At 64.3% G+C, this 21715-nt stretch carries 18 protein-coding genes; 14 read left to right on the top strand and 4 right to left on the bottom strand.

The window, feature by feature from the left end:
• Positions 1-6 precede the first annotated feature (6 nt).
• From creD to QZV93_RS07225, 10 genes are all read left to right on the top strand, one after another.
• Entirely contained in the window at positions 7-1416 is a 1410-nt protein-coding gene (creD, locus tag QZV93_RS07180) for a cell envelope integrity protein CreD (protein WP_295557172.1), read from the top strand.
• Between the two features lie 119 nt (positions 1417-1535).
• Positions 1536-2204, top strand: a complete 669-nt coding sequence (locus QZV93_RS07185) for an aquaporin (RefSeq protein WP_295557173.1) — start codon at positions 1536-1538, stop codon at positions 2202-2204.
• A 383-nt stretch (positions 2205-2587) separates the two neighbouring features.
• Entirely contained in the window at positions 2588-4225 is a 1638-nt protein-coding gene (locus QZV93_RS07190; RefSeq protein WP_295557175.1) for a DEAD/DEAH box helicase, read from the top strand.
• A 261-nt stretch (positions 4226-4486) separates the two neighbouring features.
• Entirely contained in the window at positions 4487-4798 is a 312-nt protein-coding gene (locus QZV93_RS07195; RefSeq protein WP_295557177.1) for a hypothetical protein, read from the top strand.
• Between the two features lie 41 nt (positions 4799-4839).
• Positions 4840-5388 carry a GNAT family N-acetyltransferase gene (locus QZV93_RS07200; RefSeq protein WP_295557178.1) on the top strand — a complete coding sequence of 183 codons (549 nt, stop codon included), beginning with the start codon at positions 4840-4842 and terminating at the stop codon, positions 5386-5388.
• Positions 5389-5496: 108 nt separating this feature from the next.
• Positions 5497-6273 carry an amino acid ABC transporter ATP-binding protein gene (locus tag QZV93_RS07205; RefSeq protein WP_295557180.1) on the top strand — a complete coding sequence of 259 codons (777 nt, stop codon included), beginning with the start codon at positions 5497-5499 and terminating at the stop codon, positions 6271-6273.
• A gap of 1 nt (position 6274) precedes the next feature.
• Positions 6275-7306, top strand: coding sequence for an amino acid ABC transporter substrate-binding protein (locus QZV93_RS07210; protein ID WP_295557182.1), 1032 nt, complete (start codon positions 6275-6277; stop codon positions 7304-7306).
• Positions 7307-7316: 10 nt separating this feature from the next.
• Positions 7317-8504 carry an ABC transporter permease subunit gene (locus tag QZV93_RS07215; RefSeq protein WP_295557184.1) on the top strand — a complete coding sequence of 396 codons (1188 nt, stop codon included), beginning with the start codon at positions 7317-7319 and terminating at the stop codon, positions 8502-8504.
• Positions 8505-8625: 121 nt separating this feature from the next.
• Positions 8626-9618: an amino acid ABC transporter permease gene (locus tag QZV93_RS07220; protein ID WP_295557216.1), complete on the top strand. Its 993-nt coding sequence runs from the start codon at positions 8626-8628 to the stop codon at positions 9616-9618.
• Between the two features lie 114 nt (positions 9619-9732).
• Positions 9733-10173 (top strand): hypothetical protein, encoded by a 441-nt coding sequence (locus QZV93_RS07225; RefSeq protein WP_295557186.1) that lies wholly within the window; start codon positions 9733-9735, stop codon positions 10171-10173.
• Between the two features lie 63 nt (positions 10174-10236).
• On the opposite strand, the gene QZV93_RS07230 is transcribed toward QZV93_RS07225, so the two are convergent.
• Positions 10237-11358 carry an NAD(P)/FAD-dependent oxidoreductase gene (locus QZV93_RS07230; protein WP_295557188.1) on the bottom strand — a complete coding sequence of 374 codons (1122 nt, stop codon included), beginning with the start codon at positions 11356-11358 and terminating at the stop codon, positions 10237-10239.
• Positions 11359-11567: 209 nt separating this feature from the next.
• Between QZV93_RS07230 and QZV93_RS07235 the strand changes: the two genes are divergently transcribed.
• Positions 11568-12695: a DUF2130 domain-containing protein gene (locus QZV93_RS07235; protein WP_295557189.1), complete on the top strand. Its 1128-nt coding sequence runs from the start codon at positions 11568-11570 to the stop codon at positions 12693-12695.
• Positions 12696-12781: 86 nt separating this feature from the next.
• On the opposite strand, the gene QZV93_RS07240 is transcribed toward QZV93_RS07235, so the two are convergent.
• Both QZV93_RS07240 and QZV93_RS07245 read right to left on the bottom strand, forming a co-directional pair.
• Positions 12782-13195: a polymer-forming cytoskeletal protein gene (locus QZV93_RS07240; RefSeq protein WP_295557191.1), complete on the bottom strand. Its 414-nt coding sequence runs from the start codon at positions 13193-13195 to the stop codon at positions 12782-12784.
• Between the two features lie 394 nt (positions 13196-13589).
• On the bottom strand, positions 13590-14063 hold the full coding sequence (locus QZV93_RS07245; protein ID WP_295557193.1) for a peroxiredoxin: 474 nt from the start codon (positions 14061-14063) through the stop codon (positions 13590-13592).
• A gap of 323 nt (positions 14064-14386) precedes the next feature.
• Between QZV93_RS07245 and QZV93_RS07250 the strand changes: the two genes are divergently transcribed.
• Positions 14387-18103, top strand: a complete 3717-nt coding sequence (locus tag QZV93_RS07250) for an AsmA-like C-terminal region-containing protein (protein WP_295557194.1) — start codon at positions 14387-14389, stop codon at positions 18101-18103.
• Positions 18104-18136: 33 nt separating this feature from the next.
• Here the strand turns inward: QZV93_RS07250 and tyrS are convergent, their stop codons facing one another.
• Entirely contained in the window at positions 18137-19396 is a 1260-nt protein-coding gene (tyrS, locus tag QZV93_RS07255; RefSeq protein WP_295557195.1) for a tyrosine--tRNA ligase, read from the bottom strand.
• A gap of 75 nt (positions 19397-19471) precedes the next feature.
• Here tyrS and QZV93_RS07260 point away from each other — a divergent pair, with 75 nt between their 5' ends.
• Both QZV93_RS07260 and QZV93_RS07265 read left to right on the top strand, forming a co-directional pair.
• Positions 19472-20587, top strand: coding sequence for an anhydro-N-acetylmuramic acid kinase (locus QZV93_RS07260; RefSeq protein ID WP_363156726.1), 1116 nt, complete (start codon positions 19472-19474; stop codon positions 20585-20587).
• Positions 20588-20706: 119 nt separating this feature from the next.
• Positions 20707-21630, top strand: coding sequence for a polysaccharide pyruvyl transferase family protein (locus QZV93_RS07265; protein WP_295557198.1), 924 nt, complete (start codon positions 20707-20709; stop codon positions 21628-21630).
• Positions 21631-21715: the final 85 nt, after the last annotated feature.

The raw sequence follows: 21715 nt of genomic DNA on the forward strand, positions 1-21715 counted from the left end.
GCGGCTATGTCGGACGTCATTCGATCGGCGGGACGGGTGGCGCGCAGCCCCGCGTTCAAGTTCTTTCTCATTGCGTTCCTGATCCTGATTTTGCTTATCCCCCTGCTCATCGTGGCGGCGCTGGTGTCCGAGCGGGAAGGGCGCTCGCGCGAGGTGGTCAGCGATGTGGCGCGCACGTGGGGCGGCACTCAGCAGCTCTCGGGACCTTTCGTCGTGGTGCCTTACATCGTGCGCATCGAATCCAAGGAGGGCGACAAGGTTATCCAGACCACGCAGGAGCGGCGCGCCGTTTTCCTGCCCGAAGAGCTTTCGATTGCCGGCGACGGCCGCTCGAACGTGCTCTACCGCTCGATCTTCGACGTCAACGTCTACACCGCCAAGCTCACCATCGACGGCAGCTTCGCCGTGCCTGACATGGCGGATGTGGATCCGAACGCGGTCTCCGTGCGCTGGCGGGATGCGCTGTTCGTCTTGGCCCTCAGCGACGTCGCGGGCCTCAAGGAGGCCGCAAGCCTGACCGTGAACGGGCAGGAAACGCTGCCGTTCTCGCCCAGCGCCGGCCTTCCCGGCATCTACACGAGCGGCATGCACGCGAAACTTGCAGGCGCCTCCTCGATCATCGAGGGCGAGACCCCGCCCAAGGCGTTCCGCTTTCACGCCGATCTTCACTTCTCAGGATCGGGCGCGCTCGCGTTCGCTCCGACGGCCCGCGAAACGAAGGTCGCCCTCACGTCCGATTGGCCGCATCCGAGCTTCACCGGCGCGTTTCTGCCGATCGAGCGAGAGGTGAAAGCCGATGGCTTCTCCGCAAAATGGCGCGTGCCGCATCTCGCCCGCAGCGTGCCCAATGGGTGGATGCTGTCGGACGGCGGCCTGGACCGTTTCCAGCCGCACCTGTTCGGCGTGACGTTCTATCAGCCCGTCGATTTCTACGATCTCGTCACGCGGGCTGTGAAATACGGCATTCTCTTTCTGGCCGTCGGCTTCATGGGCGTGTTCGTGCTCGAGCTCCTGTCCGAGAAGCGCGTCCATTCCGTGCAGTATCTCTTCGTCGGCATCGCAATGGTGTTCTTCTACGTCCTCCTGCTCTCGTTTGCCGAGCACATCGGCTTCACGAAAGCCTATCTCATCGCCTCGGCGGCGACGGGCGGCATGCTGGCAACCTATGTTGCCAAGGCGCTCGACAACACGCGCAGCGGGCTTCTCATGGCCGCGCTGTTCACTCTGCTCTACGGATTCCTCTATCTGATCCTGCAGCTCGAGGACTACGCGCTGCTCGCGGGTGCGCTGCTCGGCTTCGGAGCGCTGACAGCCGTCATGTTCGCGACCCTCAAGGTGGATTGGTCGGGGCTGGGCGGCCCGACCTCCGACGACGTTTCCCCCGTGTCGGACAGCGTTCAAACGAACGTGGTATGAGTTGCGGGCTGGCAACCCGATTCGCAAACCTGAAAGGAGGCCGGCTGCGAAGACCTGCAATCCAAGAACGGAGCATCGGCGTGCTGCCAGCTTGGGGAAAGTCGCAGGGAGATCAATCAATGAAAATCAAAGCGCTCGCTGCCGAGTTCATCGGCACGTTCATGCTCACGGCTTCGGTTCTGGGTGCCGCGTTCTACTCGTTCGGAGCCCCCGCCGGTGCGGCGGGTATTCTCGGAGTGGCGTTCTCGATCGGCATCACCGTTCTGGTGCTCGCGCGGTCGATCGGACACATCTCGGGCGGTCATTATAATCCGGCCGTTACCCTGGGACTGGTTGCAGGCGGACGCTTCGAGATCGGCGACGCGCTTCCCTACATTGTCGCGCAGTGTCTCGGGGCCATCGCTGCGACCGCCGTATTTGCCACGATCGGCCATGCGCCCGCCACCTACGCGGCGAACGGGTACGGCAGCCTGTCGATGATCAATGCCAGCCTTTCCAGCGTGCTCATCATCGAAGCGCTGCTGACGGCGTTCTTCCTGATCGTCATCATGGGGGTAACACGCGCGAGCGCGCCGGCAGGCTTCGCACCGCTCGCCATCGGCCTCACATTGACGGCCATCCATCTGATGTCGATCCCGGTGTCGAACACGTCGGTCAACCCGGCCCGCAGCCTGGGGCCTGCGCTTTTCGCGGGTGGCGAGGCGCTGTCTCAGCTCTGGGTATTCTGGGCCGCCCCGATCGCGGGCGCCGTGATCGGCGCGCTCGCGTATCGCTGGCTCGACGAGTAGAACGTTTCCCGCGCATTGCGGCGAACGCAAAAGACTTTGAAATTGCGCTCAAAACAACGGCTGCCGTGCAAAACGGCAGCCGTTTGCCGTGTAAGTGCGACTTTTGAGCAGCAGAAAGTCCCTGTTTTTTCTTGATTTTTATGGGGGCGTGTGCGATTCCGGCTGCGGCTCGGGCGCAGGGGCTAGACCTTACGCGATCTCATTTGTCCCTTTTCGAGCTTCCAAATTCTGTATTTGCCCGCTTGCGGCATCTGCCATTCCCCTGCGCTCTCGTCGTCTCGAAGCTGCGCCCGGAGACCCACTCAATTCGAATGTGGGTCGCTTTTCCGGTTGCGTGCGCGCGCTCGAGATCAAGAGAGATCGCATGATGGAGACTTAGTTTATTGGATACGAAGACGTTCGCTGAGCTGGGGCTCAGCCAGAAGGTTCAGGCCGCGATCGCCGCGGCCGGCTATTCCTCCCCGACGCCCATTCAAGCCGCGGCAATCCCGGTGGCGGTCACGGGCCGAGACGTGCTCGGCATCGCACAGACCGGCACGGGTAAGACCGCGTCGTTCGTGCTGCCGATGATCGCTCGGCTCGAGACCGGGCGTGCAAGAGCGCGCATGCCGCGCTCGCTCATCCTGGCTCCGACGCGCGAACTCGCGGCGCAGGTGGCACAGAGCTTCGAGAAGTACGGCGTCAATCACAAGCTCGACGTGGCGCTTCTGATCGGCGGCGTGTCGATGGATGATCAGGTGCGCAAGCTCGACCGCGGCGTCGACGTGCTGATCGCGACGCCGGGACGGCTGCTCGATCACTTCCAACGCGGACGCCTGATGCTGATGGGCGTCGAAATTCTCGTCATCGACGAAGCCGACCGCATGCTCGACATGGGCTTCATTCCCGACATCGAGAAGATCTGCAATCTTTTGCCGCCGCGTCGCCAGACGCTTTTCTTCTCCGCCACCATGCCGCCGGAGATCACGCGTCTCGTCAATCAGTTCCTGCGCGATCCGGAGCGGATCGAGGTTGCCCGTCCGGCGACCACGGCAAAGACCATCACGCAAAGCTTCCGCTTCTGCCCCGAGAGCGAGGACTGGGTAAAGCGCGAGATGCTGCGCGACATGATCCGCGCGGATAACGTGAAGAACGCCATCGTCTTCTGCAACCGCAAGCGGGACGTCGCAATCCTGCTGAAGTCGCTGCTCAAGCACGGCTTCAACGCCGGCGCGCTGCACGGCGACATGGACCAGAAGAGCCGCATGGAGACGCTCGACCGCTTCCGTAACGGCGACATCACGATTCTCGCGGCGAGCGACGTCGCGGCGCGCGGGCTCGATATTCCCGATGTGTCGCACGTGTTCAACTTCGATCTCCCGTGGCAATCGGACGACTACGTGCACCGCATCGGACGCACCGGACGCGCGGGGCGCGAGGGCACGGCGCAATCGATCGTCACGACCGAGGAGCTCAAAAGCTTCAAGGACATCGAAAAGATGCTCGGAGAGACGGCGGCGTGGATCGGCGAGCCGCCGAGCGAGCAGGATTTCGCGGATGCCGGCAAGCGTCGCCGCGGCCGTGGACGCGGCGGGCGCACGGGAGCACCGCGCGAGAGCGGACGTGGCGACCGCGGTGACCGCGGGCGCAGCGAGGGCGGACGTCAGGAGGGACGGCGCACTGCCGGCCCGAGCCACGGCGGCGAGCGGCGCAACAGTGCTTCCCAAGCCAGCGCACCCGCAGAGACGAGCCGTGGCGCAGACGCCAAGCCTCCGCGTGAGGGCGGCCGCGAGCAGCGGCGTCCCGAGGCGCGGCGCGATGGCGCCAAGCCGCAGCAGCATGCGAAGGCGCCGCGACCCGACACCGCCGATCCGAGGACCGAGGCCCGCCGTGAGGAGCGTCCTGTTCAGCAGGCGCCGCGTGCAAGGCCGCCCCGGGCTCCCGATTCGGAGCCGTCGAAGGCCGCGGTGGGCGCTTTCGCTGGAAATGTGCCGGCGTTCCTCAGACGCCCGCCACGACCGGTTAAAGCTGCCAGCGAGTAAGCCTGATCCGATCTGCTGCGCTGCTTTGCGCTCGACGGGCCGCACGTCGCGCGGATGATTTTGCTTGTGCGCGCCTAGGGTTGCCGGTCCATCTCCGCGGCGAGTCTGGCAACATTTCGCAGCTCGCGGAGGTGCAACGCACAACAGCGGTGTCAAGCGAATCTTGCATCGCAGCATGCGGAAGCTGTGGAAAGGCTACGGTTCTGCCTAATTTGCAGGCGGTCCCGGCGCTACTGTCGCTGTGCATTGGAGGCGACAATCATGCGTCATCAACGGGTCACCACATCACGCACCACATCAAACGGCGCCTGCCGGGTTCGCGAATTGGGGTATGTACCGGCGCCTGATCTCATCGAAGCCGCGCAACTGCGGCGCCTCGCCAGCACCGTGCTTTCCAAATCTCCGGAAGACCTCGCCGCGCTGACCGAAACCAATCCCCTACTGGTTTGGGAATGGATCGATGCCTTCCGCAAGGAAAAGCTCGCCGCGGAAGCAGAGGCGCGCTATTGGTCGGCAGCGGCTGCGGCCCTTGCTACGGCCAAGCCGGAGGCGTTTCGCGCGGCCGCGGAATAGCAGGCGTTCCCTGTTTCAGCGGCCTCTCCTCAGACATGGGCATGCCTGACGTCGAGATTTGCCGCTGGGACCAGCTCGGGCCGGAGCCCGAGCTCGATCGCCTCACACGCGAGCTCGACGGCATTTTCTTCATGTCGAGCGCGCGGCAAACTTTTGCGGATACCGCCGAAAAGGCCGCATTTCGCGAGCGCTGGCTCGGCCGCTATCTTCGACATTTTCCGCAACTCGCCCTGGTTGCCTTGACGCCCGAGCGACGTATGGTCGGCTATCTGGTGGGAAGCCTTCAGGATCCGGCGCGTGACCCCGTGTTCGCCGATCTCGCCTTCTTTCATCGCTTCCGCGATCTCACCGCCCGCTACCCGGCGCAGCTCCATGTCAACCTCGACGCGGACTGGCGGGGGCGCGGCATCGGGGCCCGCCTCGTCGACACGTTTGCCGATATGGCTCGCGCAGGCAGCGCGCCAGGCGTTCATGTCGTGACCGCGCGCAGCATGCGTAACGTCGGCTTCTACCTCGCCAACAGATTTCTCGAGCGCGGTGCCGTCGTGATCGACGGGCGCGAACTCCTGTTTCTCGGCCGCGACCTTTAATTCGCACGCCGAATCGGTGGGGCAATCGCGCGCACGTGCGAAGCGAGCATTGAATAGCAGGCCTCGTCGGGCATAGTGCACGCAGTCCTCCGCAACCGACGAGAGTCGATGAACGACGCCACTCCTCATTCCTCCGCGCGGACATCACCTGCACCGGCCGTGGTGCTCGAAGGTGTTCAGAAGTGGTTCGGCGACTTCCATGTCCTGAAGGATATTTCCCTCGAGGTTGCCGAGGGCGAAAAGATCGTCATTTGCGGGCCGTCCGGCTCAGGTAAATCGACACTGATCCGCTGCCTCAATGGGCTCGAAACGCACGACGACGGACGCATCGTCGTCGACGGAACGGAACTCACACGCGATCTTCGCACGCTCGAGACCATCCGCTCCGAGGTCGGCATGGTGTTCCAGAGCTTCAACCTCTTTCCGCATCTCTCGGTGCTCGACAACCTCACGCTGGCGCCGCAGTGGGTGCGCGGCGTGAAGCGTGCGGATGCCGAAAAGGGTGCCCGCGCTTTGCTCGAACGCGTGCGCATCGCCGATCAGGCCGAGAAATTTCCTGGGCAACTTTCCGGCGGGCAACAACAGCGCGTGGCCATCGCGCGGGCATTGGCCATGAACCCGCGCATCATGCTGTTCGACGAGCCGACGAGCGCGCTCGATCCCGAGATGGTGAAGGAGGTGCTCGACGTCATGATCGAGCTGGCGAGCCAGGGCATGACGATGCTGGTCGTGACGCACGAAATGGGTTTTGCGCGCGCGGTTGCGGATCGCGTCGTATTCATGGACCGCGGCGAGATCGTGGAATACGGCACGCCGCAAGCGTTGTTCGAGGCTCCGCGCCACAAGCGTACGCGCGCATTCCTCTCGCAAATCCTTGGACACTGAAATGCGGGCAACCTCCTCATTCCTTTGCACGCTAAGTTTTCTCTCGGCGCTGCTGCTCGGCGCTTCACCCGTGGTGGCGCAGTCTTCGACGCTCGAAGCCGTCAAGAAACGGGGACAGCTGGTCTGCGGCGTCAACACGGGACTTGCCGGCTTCGGCGCACCTGACGACAAGGGCAACTGGACGGGACTCGACATCGACTTCTGCCGTGCCGTCGCGGCGGCGATCTTCGGCGACGGCACCCGCGTGCGCTTCGTGCCGCTCAACGCCAAGGAGCGCTTCACGGCGCTGCAGACGGGCGAGGTCGACATCCTCTCGCGCAACACGACCTGGACCATGAGCCGCGACACGTCGCTGGGCCTCAACTTCGTCGGTATCCTCTATTTCGACGGGCAGGCGTTCATGGTGCGAAAGTCGCTCGGCCTCAAGTCCGCCGATGAGCTCAAGGGCGCCAGCATCTGCGTGCAGAGCGGCACCACGAACGAGCTCAATCTCGCGGATTTCTTCGCGACGCGTGGCCTCACCTATCGTCCAGTTGTCTACGAGCGCCTGGTCGAGGTGCTGGGCGCCTATGCCAACGGGCGTTGCGACGCGTTCACGACCGACAGCTCGCAGCTGATCGCCGAGCGGACGCGACTCACCGACCCCGAAGAGCACGTGATGCTGCCGGATCTCGTCTCCAAGGAGCCTCTCGGCCCGGCCGTGCGCCAAGGCGACGCCCAATGGTCGAACATCGTGCGCTGGACGCTTTTCGCGATAATCAACGCGGAGGAGCTCGGTGTCACGCAGAGCAACGTCGAAGCGCAGCGCAGCTCCTCCAATCCCGAAATCCGCCGCCTGCTCGGTACGGAGGGCGAATACGGAAAGGGTCTCGGGCTCGCCGATGATTGGGCCGTGTCGATCCTGAGCGCCGTCGGCAACTACGGCGAGAGCTTCGAGCGCAATCTCGGACAAGGGTCGCCGCTCAAAATCGCGCGCGGACGCAATGCACTCTGGAAGGACGGCGGGCTGATGTACGCCCCGCCGGTCAGATGAGGCTAGGGCGATGACAGGCGAAGGGGGCAAACGCTGGCTCGCGCGCAAGACCTGGATCGATGCGGCTTACGATCCGAAGATGCGCGCACTGGCATTCCAGGCGCTGCTGGCGCTGGTGCTGGTGTTCCTCTTCGTCGAGGTGGTGCGCAACACGGCCGCCAACCTCGAGAAGCAAAATATCGCCTCCGGTTTCGACTTCCTGGCGCGCACGGCAGGCTTCGATATTTCGCAGACGCTGGTGCCCTACACCAGCAAGAGCACCTATGCGCGGGCCTTCTTCGTGGGTCTCTCGAACACCCTGCTGGTGGCCGTGCTCGGCATCGCGCTGGCGACCGTGCTCGGCTTCGCGCTCGGCATCGCGCGGGGATCGCCCAACTGGCTCGCGTCGCGGCTCGCCCTCGCCTATGTCGAGGTGGTGCGCAACGTGCCGCTGCTGCTGCAGCTCCTGGTCTGGTATGTGGCCGTGCTCCGGGCGTTACCCATGCCGCAGGGCGCGCTCGCGCTTCCGGGCGGGGCCTTTCTCGATACCCGCGGGCTGCATCTGCCGCGCCTCGTCGTTGAAAACGGCGGTGGGCTGGTTGCCGCGGTGATCGGCCTGTCGCTCATCGGAGCGGCGTGGCTCTGGAGGAGACGGCGCGCGCGGGCCGACGAGCCGGCCGACCCCGTGGACGTCGTGGGCCGAGGGCTGGTCGTTCTGCTGCCGGTTCTTGCGGTGCTGCTGGCGCTCAAGGCGACGCTTGCCACGCCGCAACTCGGACGCTTCAACTACGAGGACGGTCTTTCGATCGAGCCGGAGTTTCTCGCGCTTCTGATCGGGCTCTCGACCTACACGGCTGCGTTCATCGCCGAGATCGTGCGCGCGGGGCTCGACGGCGTGCCGAAGGGGCAGCGGGAGGCTGCTGCCGCGCTCGGCCTCAGCCGGAGGCAAGCGTTGCGCTTCGTCATCCTGCCGCAGGCGCTGCGCATCATCATCCCGCCGCTCACCAACCAATACCTCAACCTCACCAAGAATTCGTCACTCGCGGTCGCCATCGGCTACCCCGATCTGGTGTCGGTCTTCTCCGGAACGGTGCTCAACCAGACGGGGCAGGCGGTCGAGGTGATCCTCATCACGATGGCCGTCTATCTTGCCATCAGTCTCGCGACGGCGCTGCTGATGAACTGGTTCAACGTCCGCACGGCCTGGGCGGAGCGCTGAGGCGATGCGGATTTCAACTGCAAAGAGCGAACGCAGCGCAACCCCGTTCGAAACGTGGGGCGGAAAGCTTCGAGCGACGCTTTTCCCGACCCTGCTGCAATCCGTCGTGAGCCTCGTGCTGATGGCGTTGATCGCGCATGTGGCGTACGCGTTCATCGACTGGGCCTTCATCCGGGCGGTCTTCACCGGGAGCGACGGATCGGCCTGCCGCGTGGAGGGAGCGGGCGCGTGCTGGCCCTTCATCACGCACAAGATGAACCTGTTCCTTTACGGCCGCTATCCCGAGGCCGAACTCTGGCGCGTGCACCTCACGTATGGGCTGGCGCTCGCGGGCGTGGTGCCGCTGTTCGTGCCCGGCGTGCCGCGCAAGCCGGCGATCCTGGCCTACGTACTGCTCGTATTTCCTTTGCTCGCATTCATCCTGCTCAGCGGCGGCGTGCTTGGCCTGCCGCTGGTCCGCACGGATCTGTGGGGCGGACTTCTCTTGACGCTCGTCATCGCCACTGTGGGCATTGCGGCTTCGTTCCCGCTCGGCATCCTGCTCGCCCTTGCACGGCGGTCCGAGCTGCCATTCGTGCGGTGGACGTCGACCGCCTACATCGAGCTGGTCCGCGGCGTGCCGCTGGTGACGGTGCTGTTCATGGCATCCGTCATGTTGCCTCTGTTTCTGCCCCCCGACGTCACCATCGATAAGTTGCTGCGCGCGCTCGTCGGCGTGGCGTTGTTCTCGGCCGCCTATCTGGCGGAGGTCGTTCGTGGCGGGCTGCAGGCCATTCCTCGCGGGCAGTACGAGGCGGCGGATGCCCTCGGTCTCGGCTATTGGCGGAAAATGGCATTCGTTATTCTGCCGCAAGCCATTCGGCTGGTGATTCCCGGAATCGTGAACTCGTTCATCGCCCTGTTCAAAGACACAAGTCTTGTACTCATTATCGGACTTTTTGATCTGATCGGAATCGTCGAGCAAAGCGTGCAGGCGGACGCGAAATGGTCGTCGCCGCAGACGGCAGCCACCGGGTATTTCTTTGCTGCTGCAGTGTTTTGGATATTCTGCTTTGCGATGTCGAGGGCCTCGGCCGCGCTCGAGACGAAACTCCAGGTTGGCGCCCGTTCATGACGCGCGCAAGACATGAGTCGTCCAGAAAGCGGCATGACAACGGCAGGCCCCTGGGGTAAGGATTAGCCGCCATCGAAAACAGAATCCGGGTGGCGAGAAACTGGGGGAATATCCATGTTTTTACCGAGCGAATACATTTGGCTTGAGCCCGTGCTCATCGCCGCCGGTGTGGTCTTCGTCATTGGCTTGATCGGCAATGCACTGTCCTTCTCGAACCGTTTTGTGAATGCGCTTGTGACGGCAATCGTGTTCGCCGTGGTCTTCGGCGTGCTCTATCACCTCTCGCGGGCCGACGTGCCGCCGAGCCCGGTGGAGTTCCTGCCCGCTGACTACAAGTGGCTGCAGCCCGTTCTGATTGCGGCTGCTGTCGTGTTCGTGGTCGACCTGATCGGCAACTTCCTGTCGTTCTCGAACCGCTTCGGAAACGCGATCGTGACCGCTCTCGTATTCCTGGTGATCTTCGGCGGCTTGACCTACCTCGCCAAGGAGCAGGGTCAGCCGATCCCGACCATCACGGTTCCGGTGCCCGACGCTTCGCCCACTCCGGCGCCATAACACGCACCGACAGTGGTCCCGACTTTTGGAGGGCGGCTCGATGGGCCGCCCTCTTCGTTTTTGTTACGCGCCAATTCGCGTCGCAACGTATGCGCCGATGGCAAGCGACGAGGTGAGGCCCGGACTTTCGATGCCATAGAGTGCGACGAGATGCGGAATACCGTGCTCGCGCACCGCATGGATGGCGAAGTCGGGTGCGGGCTCGCCGCTGCGATAGATCTTGGGCCTGACGCCGACATAGCCGGGCGCGAGCCTGTCAGCGGGCAATGCCGGCCAATAACGGCGAATCTCCTTTTCAAATCGCGCGCGCCGCGTGCCGTCCGCCTCGTCGAACACCGTGCTCGCTTCATCTTGCCATTCAAGATCGGGACCGAAACGGGGTGCGCCTGCCACATCGAGCGTCAGGTGGATCCCAAGCCAGGCTTCATGCGGCAGCGGATAGACGAGGTGGCGGAACGGCGGGCGGGCGCCTTCGAGCGTGTAATAGTGGCCGCGGGCGGGGTAGGTTTCGGGAGGTTCATATCCCCTCCCCGCAACCATCTTGCCGAGCCGCGTGGCGCCGAGGCCGGCGGCAATGACGAGATTGCGCGCCGTAAGCGTGGCCCGCTCGCCGGCGCTGACGATGTCGATCTCGAAGGGGTCTCCATGGTGCGCACGAAGACCCACCACCTCCGTGTTCAGCACGACGTTGCCCGCGCCCGCGCGGACATGCCCCTCGAGCGCCACCATAAGGGCGTGGCTATCGATCACGCCGGTTGAGGGCGACAGCAAGGCCCCGACGCAGGCGACGTCGGGCTCCAGGGCGCGTGTCGCCTCGGCACTCAGGCGGGTCAGATCCGTCACGCCGTTGGCAATGGCGGTGGCCGCCAGCGCGTCCAGCCGCGGCAGCTCTTCCGCGGTCGTCGCGACGAGCAGCTTTCCGTAGCGGACATGGGGAACCCCGTTCTCGGCGGCGAACGCATAGAGGAGGCGCCGCCCCTCGACGCACAAGCGCGCTTTGAGACTGCCGGGCGGGTAGTAGAGGCCGGCGTGGATGACCTCGCTCGAGCGGCTGCTGGTCTCCTGGCCGATGGCGCCATGGCGCTCCAGGACGACGACCTCCTGTCCAGCCTCCGCCAGAGCACGGGCCACGGCCAGCCCGACGACGCCGCCGCCGATGACAACCGTCTCGACATCGGGTGTCATGAAGGGGCTCCGCAGAGGCGATTAATCGACAATGTTCTCACCTGTTCACCTGAAGTGGAACACCCTTTTTTATCAAATATTTATGCCAATTTTTCTGTGACTTATCCACAGGTTGATACCAATGTGACGACAAGTTGAACAAATCAAGAACATTTTTCCGTGCGAATCGTCTAGGCTGTTTGCCCGCTATCAATCGGAGTGCTGGCCCCATGTCCCTGCTGCAGCCCGTTGCCGTCCCCGTGTTCGATCATACGCCGGAACACGCTCATTCATCCCCGCACAAGGGCGACGAGCGCTGCCCCTGGTGCGATCAGGCGATCCCGCACGAGAAGTTCTCCGCCATTCGAGACCGGATCGCCCAGAAGGAGCGCGAGCAGCATGCGGCAATGACGGCGCGCCTCAAAGAGGACTTCGCGCGCGAAAAGGCCGAGCTTGCCGCCCGGCTGCAGACGGAGGCCAAGCTGGCGCTGGAAGCCGAGCTTGCGGCGCGTCTCAAGGCCGCCGAAGAGGCCCGGCTGTCCGCCGAAGCGTCCCGGTTGACGGCGGAGGCGGCTCTCAGCCAGCAGCGGGAGCTGGCCGAGCAGGAGAAGACGGTCGCCGTGCTCGCCGAGCAAGCCAAGGCGTTCGACGAGCGTCAGAAGCTGCAAGAGAAGCTGGCGTTGCTGCAGAAGCAGATCGAGAACAAGACGGCGCAGGAGATCGGCGAAGGTCCCGAGGCGGACCTCTTCGAGCTTTTGCGGGGCGCGTTCGAAGGCGATCGCATCCGGCGCGTGGCGAAAGGACTCCAGGGCGCGGACGTCATTCACGAAGTGATCCGCAACGGACAGGTGTGCGGCAAGATCGTCTACGATTCAAAGAGCCGCAATGCGTGGAAAAACGAGTTCGTAACAAAGCTGCGCGCGGATCAGCTCGGCGAGCGGGCGGAGCACGCCATCCTTTCCTGCAACAAGCTTCCGCAAGGGGCGCAACAGATCCACGTGCAGGACGGTGTCATCATCGCCAACCCGCAGCGTGTGCTGGCGCTGGCGCAGATCCTTCGGCGTCACGTGCTCGAAACGCATGAGTTGCGCGTCGGCAACGAGAAGCGTGACGAGAAGACGGCCGAGCTTTATGCCTTCATCACGTCAGACCGCTGCAAGCAGCTTCTTGAACAAATCACGCTGCAGGCACAGCGCATGCTCGAACTGGAGGCGGCAGAAGAACGTGCGCACCGCGTGACGTGGGACAAGCGCAGCAAGCTGATCCGCTCGGTGCAGAAGGTGCACAGCGATCTCTGCTTCGAGATCGAGCGCGTGATCGGGACGGGCGAGTGCGCCGCGGCGGACGAAAAACCGTAGGCAGGGGCTCGAGCCTCGTCGCTCTTTCAAAAAAGAAAAAAGCGCGGCCGGGATCCGGGCGCGCTTTTTTGTATCTCGAGTTTGGCTCAGGAGAGCGGCGGCGGCGTGGACGGCGTTGCCTCGACCGGTTCCGGCGTCGTGCGCGTCAATCCAGCCAGGGGATCATCCGTACGGCGCGACTTACCCTCGAAGAAGGCGCCCTGCTCGATGGCCATGGTCTGGTGATAGACATCGCCCTCGACGTGGGCGGAGCCCTGCAGCAGCACGCGCCGGCCGCGAACGGTGCCGAGCAAATGGCCACGGATCACACATTCCTCGGCAATCACTCCGCCGGTCACGCGGGCTCGCTCGCCGATCACGACGTGGGTGGCGTAGATATCGCCCTGAACCTCGCCCTCGATCTGGACCTCTCCCTTCGAGGTGAGATTGCCCTGGATCACGAGGTCGACGCCGATCACGGACGTGCCCGAACCGTTGCCGGGGCGGAACTGAGCTGCCACGGGCCTCACGCCCAATGAGGATGGAGTGGATGGTGATGTGCTGATGTTTTGCATTTGGGGCTGGGACCTGACGACGCTATCATTTTCCGACTTGCGGAATTGAGGCAGCATCCGTTGAACCTCCGCGGGTTACGCATTAAAACTTCGCGAATTCTGTTCGCTTTTCGGCTTGCAAGATTGGCTTGTTAGCCAAGCCCCCGATCGTGTGCTGCACGGCAACACACGCGTATTCCCCCCATCGCCGTCTACCACACTTTCGTATGAGGGTCATCCCATCTTCAACGCACCAAGTCTATGCATTCCGCCCTGCTGGCGCATAGTTTCTGTGCATCAGTTCGCGCAGGCGCCGGCCGGCCGAAAAAATCGAGCTCGTGAGCTCTTCGCAAATTCGTCATTAGCCTGACTTTCCCCGGCCGGCCAGCTCCGCCAGCACCGCGTCGGCGTGCCCTTTGGCAGAAACCTTGCGCCAGATGCGCTCGATCTTCCCTTTCGGAGAAATGAGGAACGTCGCCCGCTCGACGCCCATGAACGTCCGGCCGTACATCCGCTTTTCGACCCAGACGCCATAGGCCTCAGCCACCGTCTTCTCCTCGTCGGACGCGAGGTGCAGATCCAGCGCATGCTTGCATTTGAACTTGTCGTGGCTTTTCGGGCTGTCCGGTGAAATGCCGATCACGACCGCACCCGCCCGCTCGAAGGCGGCCGTCAACGCGCTGAATTCCTTGGCCTCGATGGTGCACCCCTCGGTATCGTCCTTAGGATAGAAATAGAGCACAACCGAACGCCCGCGGAAGGCTTTCAGGGACAGGCGCCCTCCACCATCGGACGGCAGGTCAAACAGGGGTGCCGTATCGCCTTCGTTAAGCATGCAGCGCCTTTCTTTCGTCGCTTTTGGTGAGCCACATCCAACGCTTGCATTGGGGGGCACAAAAGTTCTCGACGTTTCCGGTCCCGGAGCTCGAGACGCCAAGCAGCGTCACGGCACAGTCAATCGATCCGAGACGCGGTCCTGTCACTCTCTGGGCGTACAGGATCGTCCAGGTGCCGCACACCATGCAATCGGACTTGATCGACCGGAAGGGGTCCCGCAAAACCTTCGAGCGATTAGACGTGACGCGCGGCCTCGAAGTTTGTGACTTCCCCGGCCTCTAACTCGATCCACTTACCTCGTCGGCCGGAGAACGCCTGGGGATGACGACACACCGCTCCGGCAACACGCGACAGCAGAGGCCGGCTCCGCCGAGAGTGGCCGGGGACCTCCCCTACACGGCGCTGCGCCAGCGGCGCCCCGACAGCGAGACGCGCCAACGCTTCTGGCGCGCCGCCCACCTGCTCGCTCTCGTGCTCGGTCCGGTGGTGCTGTTGTCGCTCGCGGCCTCGGTGATCATCTACGTGCGCCTGCTGCATGGCCCCGTTTCGCTCAAGATGTTCGGCGACCGGATCGAAGCGAGCATCAACTCGCAGCTCGACGGCTTCGCCGCCGCCATCGACGATGCCGTGCTGACGCTGGCCGAGGATTACACGGTTGAGCTACGCCTCATCAACCTGCGCCTCAGCGAGCGGGACGGAGACCTGGTTGCGTCGGCGCCCACGGCTGCCGTGGAGCTTAACAAGGGGGCGCTCCTGCGGCTCGAGGCGGCGCCGGAACGCGTTTATCTCATCGAGCCGCGGCTGGCCGTTGCCTACAGCGAGACGCAAGGCTTTTCGCTCAGCATCGCCGAGGCGCCGCCGAGCGACGCGGAGCCGCCCATCGTTCCGCCGAGGCCCACGCCGGCGCGGCCGCCTGGGTCGGAGAGCCAACCGGGGTCCGCAGCGATCCCACCCTCGTTCCACCGCATCGACATCGCGCGCATCCTTGCCGAGGGTTCGGCGCGCGCCCGACGCGACGGCGCCCGCTCTTCGCCCATCCGCGAGATCGGCGTCCGCAACGCCACCGTCACCATCACCTACAACGGTCAAACGAGCCAAATCAGCGTGCCCGAGGCGTCGATCGATCTCGAGCACATGAAACGGCGCAGCATCATCTCCGGCCAGGCGACGTTCTCGTCGGAGCAGGGGCCATGGACGCTTGCCTTCCGCACCGACGAATCCACGCGCGGCAACTTCTTCAAGCTGACGACGACGGTGAAGGATTTCGTTCCTAGCACGCTGGCGCGGATTTCTCCCAGCCTCAGCCTTTTCGCCCTGTTCGATACGCCGATGGCGGGCGAGCTCGCGCTCGACCTTTCCAACGTCGGCGATCTCAAGACGGCCAGCCTCAGCGTCGATCTCGGCCGCGGGTTCATCAGGTCGCCTTCGCTCTCCGATACACCCGTGCTTCTCGACGGCGGACGGCTTGCGCTCAACTACGATGCGGACGCGCGCCGTCTCGTCCTTGCGCCCTCGACGCTCAACTGGGCCGGGAGCCGCGTCACGCTCGAAGGAGCGGTCTCCGGCGAGCCGACACAGACCGGCGAGCAGCAATGGCATTTTGGGGTGCAATCGATCGACGGCGTGCTCTCTGCCGAAGAGTTTGGGGTGGCGCCGATCCCGATCGAGAGCTTCAAGGCCACGGGGCGGATCATCCCCAGCGAAGGACTCGTGCAGCTCGCGGGGCTCTCGCTCAAGGCCGGCGGCGGCGAGGTGACCGCAAACGGTGAGGTGATCACCGGTGGCGGTACGCCCAGCACGCGCGTGGAAGCGGCACTTTCGCCCATGCCGGTGGCGACACTCAAGGCGCTGTGGCCCCGTGCGGCGGCTCCCGCGGCGCGCTCGTGGGTCGGGATGCAAGTGGAACAAGCGAGCCTGCAATCGGCTTCGCTCAAGCTCCTCTCGGGACGCTTCCTCGAGCCCGAGCAGGGTGCAGACGCAGGTGCTGCTCCGCCTGCGCGCGAGCGCCTGTCCGCGAAGATGGACGTCGCCAATCTCCGAATGCATCCACTGCCGAAGAGCCTCCCCATCGAGGCCGATCAAGCGACAATCAGGCTCGAGAACAGCTCGCTCGAGCTGACCATCCCACAGGCCGTCATCATCGGCAGCGAGACAAGCCAGCTGCCGCTCAAGGGCGTGCGATTCACGGTCGTGGACGTCACGCACGAGGCGCCGATCGCGGAGCTTGCGCTCAAGTCTCAGACTTCGCTTCCGATCCTGATCGATACGCTCAATCACAGCCAGCTTCATCTCACCGGCCAGGGACCGCTGCCGATCGCCGGCATCGACGGCAAGGTGGACGGAGAAATCAAGATCGCCATGCCGCTGGTCAGCGGCGGGGGCATCGTGAAGGCGGAAGGCAAAGCGCGCATCACCGACGTGAAGGGGAAAAGCAAGGAGCACAATCTCGATCTGCAGGGTGGAACCATCGAGATCAACGTCTCCGATATCGGCGTCATTGCCAAAGGAGACATGATCGTCAACGGCGTGCCGACGAAACTGCAGATGCACCGCATCCTGGATGCCGCGCCCGAGATGCAACCGCCGATCCGGATCTCGGCCAAGCTCGACAACGCCGACCGCACGCAGCTTGGCCTCGATGTCAATCACCTGGTGCAGGGCGATGTGAACGTCGAAGTGACGGTGACGCAGAAGACCGATCAACCGGCGGCCGTGCACGTGCGCGCCGATCTCACCAATTCCGAACTCCTGTTCACCGATCTGGCGTGGCAGAAACCCGCTGGCCGTACCGCCTCCCTGGACTTTGACGTCGACGCCTCGGATCCGAACAAAATCGGCCTTACGAATTTCCGGCTAGTGGGCGACAACATCGCCGTCGACGGATCGCTCACGGTGGACGACAAGCGCGAAGTGAGCGAGTTCACGTTTCCCAACTTCTCCATCAACGTCGTGTCGCGTCTCGAGGTCTCCGGGAAGATCGGCGCTGATCGCATCTGGAAGATCAAGGCCAAGGGATCGACCTTCGACGGCAGGGATCTGTTCCGATCGCTGCTGTCGCTCGGCACATCGGAAACGAAAATCAAGCCATTGCATCCGGCAAAGGGCGTGGATCTCACGGCTGAGATCGGCACAGTGCTCGGCCATTCGGATGTTTCGCTCAGGGATTACAAGGTGACGCTCTCGGAGCGTGGCGACCAGCTTGTCGCCATCGACGCGCAGGGCAACCTGGATGGCGGAAAGATCCTCATCGTGCAGATGAAGGACGACGGTCAGCGTAAAGTTACGGCCGAGACCGCCGATGCGGGACAGGCTTTCAAGATGATTGGGTTCTACCCCAACATGCAAGGCGGTCGGCTCAGGCTCGAAATGGCACTGCAGGGGCAAGGCGCGGCGGACAAGAGCGGCAAGCTGTGGGTGGACGATTTCCGCGTGCTCGGCGATCCGATCATCTCCGAGGTCTATTCGAGCGTGGAGGGCGGCAGCTCGGACGGGGGGCGGAAGCGGAAGATGGAGCGGGAGGTGTTCGAGTTCCAGCGCCTGACTGCGCCGTTCTCGGTCGGACATGGCCAGTTCGTGCTCGACGATTCCTACATCCGCGGCCCCCTGGTTGGCGCCTCGATCCGCGGCACGGTCGACTACAACAGCCGCCGCCTGAGCCTCGGCGGTACGTACGTTCCGCTGCAAGGCATCAATGCCGCCGTCTGCGACATTCCTCTCGTGGGACCGATCGTGGCCGGGTTCGATTGCCAAGGCGTGTTCGGCATCACGTACGCCATACAGGGCCCCATGGCCGCCCCACAGGTTCTCGTCAATCCACTGTCGATGTTCACGCCCGGCATCCTGCGCGTCATCATGGAGATGACCAACCCAAATCCGCAGGTCAAGCCGATGCGAGACAACCGAACGCAGCCGGCGGAAAAGAATGTGCGCGCCTCGAGCTCGGCAGCCTCGTCTGCCGACGAGCGGCCAGCGATCGCCGACGGATGGTCATCCGAAACGACAACGTCGGGGCCAAGCAAGCCGAAGAAAAAGCAATAGTGCGGCGCGTGCCCGCGTGGCCGGGGTCGAGCATCACACCGGTTTCAGGAGAACGTGCTTCTTCTTGCCGAGGGACAGCTTGATGACGCCTTCGGACGTCACGTCGGCGTCGGACAGTTTCGCCTTCTCATCTGTAACCGGCGTGTCGTTGACCTTCAGTCCGCCGCCCTTGATCTGACGGCGCGCCTCGCTCGTGGAAGCGACGAGCCCCGCGTCGACAAAGAGCGACAGGAGGCCGAGGCCGGACTTGAGACCCGCCGCGCCGATCTCGACAGTCGGCAGACCGGCAGCGAGGCCGCCCTGCTCGAAGGTCGTCCGTGCCGTGTCGGCGGCCGCCTCGGCTTTTTCGCGGCCATGCACCAGCGCAGTCGCCTCGGTGGCCAGCACCTTCTTGGCCTCGTTGATCTCGGCGCCACCAAGGGCGGCGAGCCTCGCAACCTCATCCAAAGGCAGCAGCGTAAACAGTTTCAGGAAGCGCGCGACGTCGGCGTCCTCGGTGTTGCGCCAGTATTGCCAGTAGTCGTAGGCCGAGAGCTGGTCTTCGTTGAGCCATACGGCGCCGGAGGCGGTCTTGCCCATCTTGGCGCCGGAGGCCGTGGTCAGGAGCGGACAGGTCAGCGCGTAGAGCTGGTGGACAACGCCCATGCGGCGACCGAGATCGATGCCGGTGACGATGTTGCCCCACTGGTCCGAGCCGCCCATCTGCAGATTGGAGCCGTAGCGGCGTGCGAGCTCGGCGAAATCGTACGCCTGCAGGAGCATGTAGTTGAACTCGATAAAGGAGAGCTCCTGATCGCGATCGAGACGGAGCTTCACCGAGTCCATGGACAGCATGCGGTTGACGGACATATGCCGTCCGACGTCGCGCAGGAACTCGATGTAGTTGAGCTTCGCCAGCCACTCGGCGTTATCGAGCATCAGGGCGTCGGCCTGGCCGTCGCCAAAGCGGAGAAACCGGGAGAACACCGTCTTGATCTGGTTTTTGTTGTCCTCGATGGTTTCCAGGGTAAGGATCCTGCGCGTCTCATCGCGGCCTGACGGGTCGCCGACGCGCGTGGTGCCGCCTCCCATCAAGGCAATGGGTTTGCCCGCGCCCGTTTTCTGCAGCCAGTGCAGCATCATGATCGACAGCAGGTGACCGATGTGCAGCGAGGGAGCCGTGCAATCATAGCCGACGTAGGCCACGACCTTGCCGCCCGCGGCGAGGTCGTCGATGCCTTGCAAATCCGAGCCCTGGTGGATAAAGCCGCGCTCGGTCAGGATCTTGAGAAAATCGGATCGGAAATTCGTCATGATGGGCTGCGAGGACCTTCGAGTTGTGGCGCCACCGGGCGCGAGTTGGGCTGGACCATGCATGAGGAGCGGCACGTGAGCAAGCGACAGGGCGATGTCTGGCGCGCTTTGGGCCTGATGAGCGGCACCTCGCTCGACGGGATCGACGTGGCCCTCATCGAAACCGACGGGGAGCGCGTGCTGGGACGGGGGTTCGCGGCCACCTATCCCTATTCGGAGGCCTTCCGCGAGAAGCTGCGCGACGGGCTTTCGGAGGCCACGGCCCTGCGAGACCGCGCGGCGCGGCCAGGGCGCCTGCACCTTCTCGAGCAGTATCTGACGGAGCTCCACGCCGAAGCGGTCGGGCACTATCTCGCCGATCACCAGATTACGCCCGACAGCATCGATCTCGTCGGCTTCCATGGCCAGACCGTACTGCACCGTCCGGAGGCGCGACTTACGGTTCAGCTTGGCGACGGCGCACTGCTCGCGCGCCGGGTCGGACGGCCCGTCGTCTACGATTTGAGAGCTGCCGACGTGGCTGCCGGCGGCCAGGGGGCGCCGCTTGCGCCAGCCTATCATCGGGCGCTCGCAGCCGAGATCTCCGCGCGTCCGCTGGTGGTGCTGAACCTCGGAGGCGTCGCCAACGTAACCTGGATCGGACGCGACGGCACGCTGCTCGCGTTCGATACGGGGCCTGCCTCCGCCATGATCGACGACTGGGTCAAGGCGAAACTCGGCAAGGCCTTCGATGCGGACGGCGAGCTGGCTGCGGCGGGGACCGTGCACGAGGACATCGTTGCCGGGTGGCTTGCGCATTCCTACTTCGCCGGGGCACCTCCCAAATCGCTCGATCGCAACGCCTTCGATCTCGGCCCCGTAGCCGCGCTTTCTCCGGAAGATGGGGCGGCGACGCTCACCGCCTTCTCGGCGGCGGCCGTGGCGGCCGGGGTGGTGCACTTCCCGGATAAGCCGGCGCTGTGGATCGCCGTCGGCGGCGGACGGCGCAACCCCACGCTCATGCGCATGATCGAAACGCGCGTCGGCGCGCCGATCCGGCCTGCCGAGGCCTTCAACATCGACGGCGACAGCGTGGAAGCCGAAGCCTGGGCCTTCCTTGCCGTGCGGGCGCGGCTCGGGCTGCCGATTACTTTCCCGGGCACGACCGGTGTCAGCCGAGCGCTCTCGGGCGGCATTGTCGCCGAATCTTGACCCGCGACCCGATCGAAGCCGCGACATTAAGCAGAGGCGGCACTTTCGCACTGTTTCGCGCCCGTCCATGACTGCTATACACGGTCGCTCGATCCCTCACACCGTCGGCGGAGAATTTCTTGAAGCACGCCATCTTCGGCTTCACGACCCCAAACCTCGGCGACGACGTGCAGGCCATCGCGGCCGCGCTGCTGCTGCCGAAGGTCGATGCGTATGTCGACCGCGACGCGCTCGATAAGGTGCGCTTCGACGAGCCCCACACGCTGATCATGAACTCGTGGTTCGCGATCAAGCGCTATACGGCCGTTCCCCACCGCAGCCTGGTGCCGCACTATTTCGGACATGCCGTCGGCCGGCCGGAGCTTGTCAATCCGACATGGCTTGCGGAATGGCGGCGGCATCCCTTCATCGGCTGCCGGGATCTCCACTCCGTCGACGTGCTGCGGCAGAACGGCATCGATGCGCGTTTCACCGGCTGTCTCACGACCTGGATGGGGCGGCATTTCGCCCAGCCCGCCAAACGCGAGGGCGTTTTGATCGTCGACGTGCCGCCGGCGATGGAATCCTTCATTCCGGACGACGTGCGGCAAAAGGCCGTTCATCTCACGAGTGAGACCGGTGACGAACGCACCGATCTGCAGAAGCGCTTCATGGCCGCGGCCAAGCTCCTGGATGCCTTGCGCACGGCAGAGCTGGTGGTGACACGTCGTCTTCACATTGCGCTGCCCTGCATCGGCTTCGGCACGCCCGTCACCGTCTATCTCGGGGACGACGTCAAGAACCGGCGGCGCTTCTCGGGGTCGGACGCGCTGCTGCAGATGGTGCTGCACGATGGCACCAAGCCGCTCGGGCCGGAGTGGCTGGAGCCGGCTGCGCAGCAACCCACGGCCGAAATGGAAGCGGGCTTCGAAGCGCTTCGGGCGCAGCTCGGCGCGACCGGCCCGGTGGAGCGGCGCTGGAGCAGCGTTGCCGAGTTTGTGGGGACTTTCCCGGCGCAGCGGCGGCATGCGGCGAGCTTCATGCGCCAGCTGCTCGTGGCCTAAGCCAGGCCGCGCTTCCCGTCCGTCACCGCTCTCCTTGCGTCCGCTTCCCGGATCTGGTCAATCTGACCCCGTTCGGAGCGAAGCT

It is taken from the genome of uncultured Hyphomicrobium sp. (assembly GCF_902826555.1).
Lineage (GTDB): Bacteria > Pseudomonadota > Alphaproteobacteria > Rhizobiales > Hyphomicrobiaceae > Hyphomicrobium_C.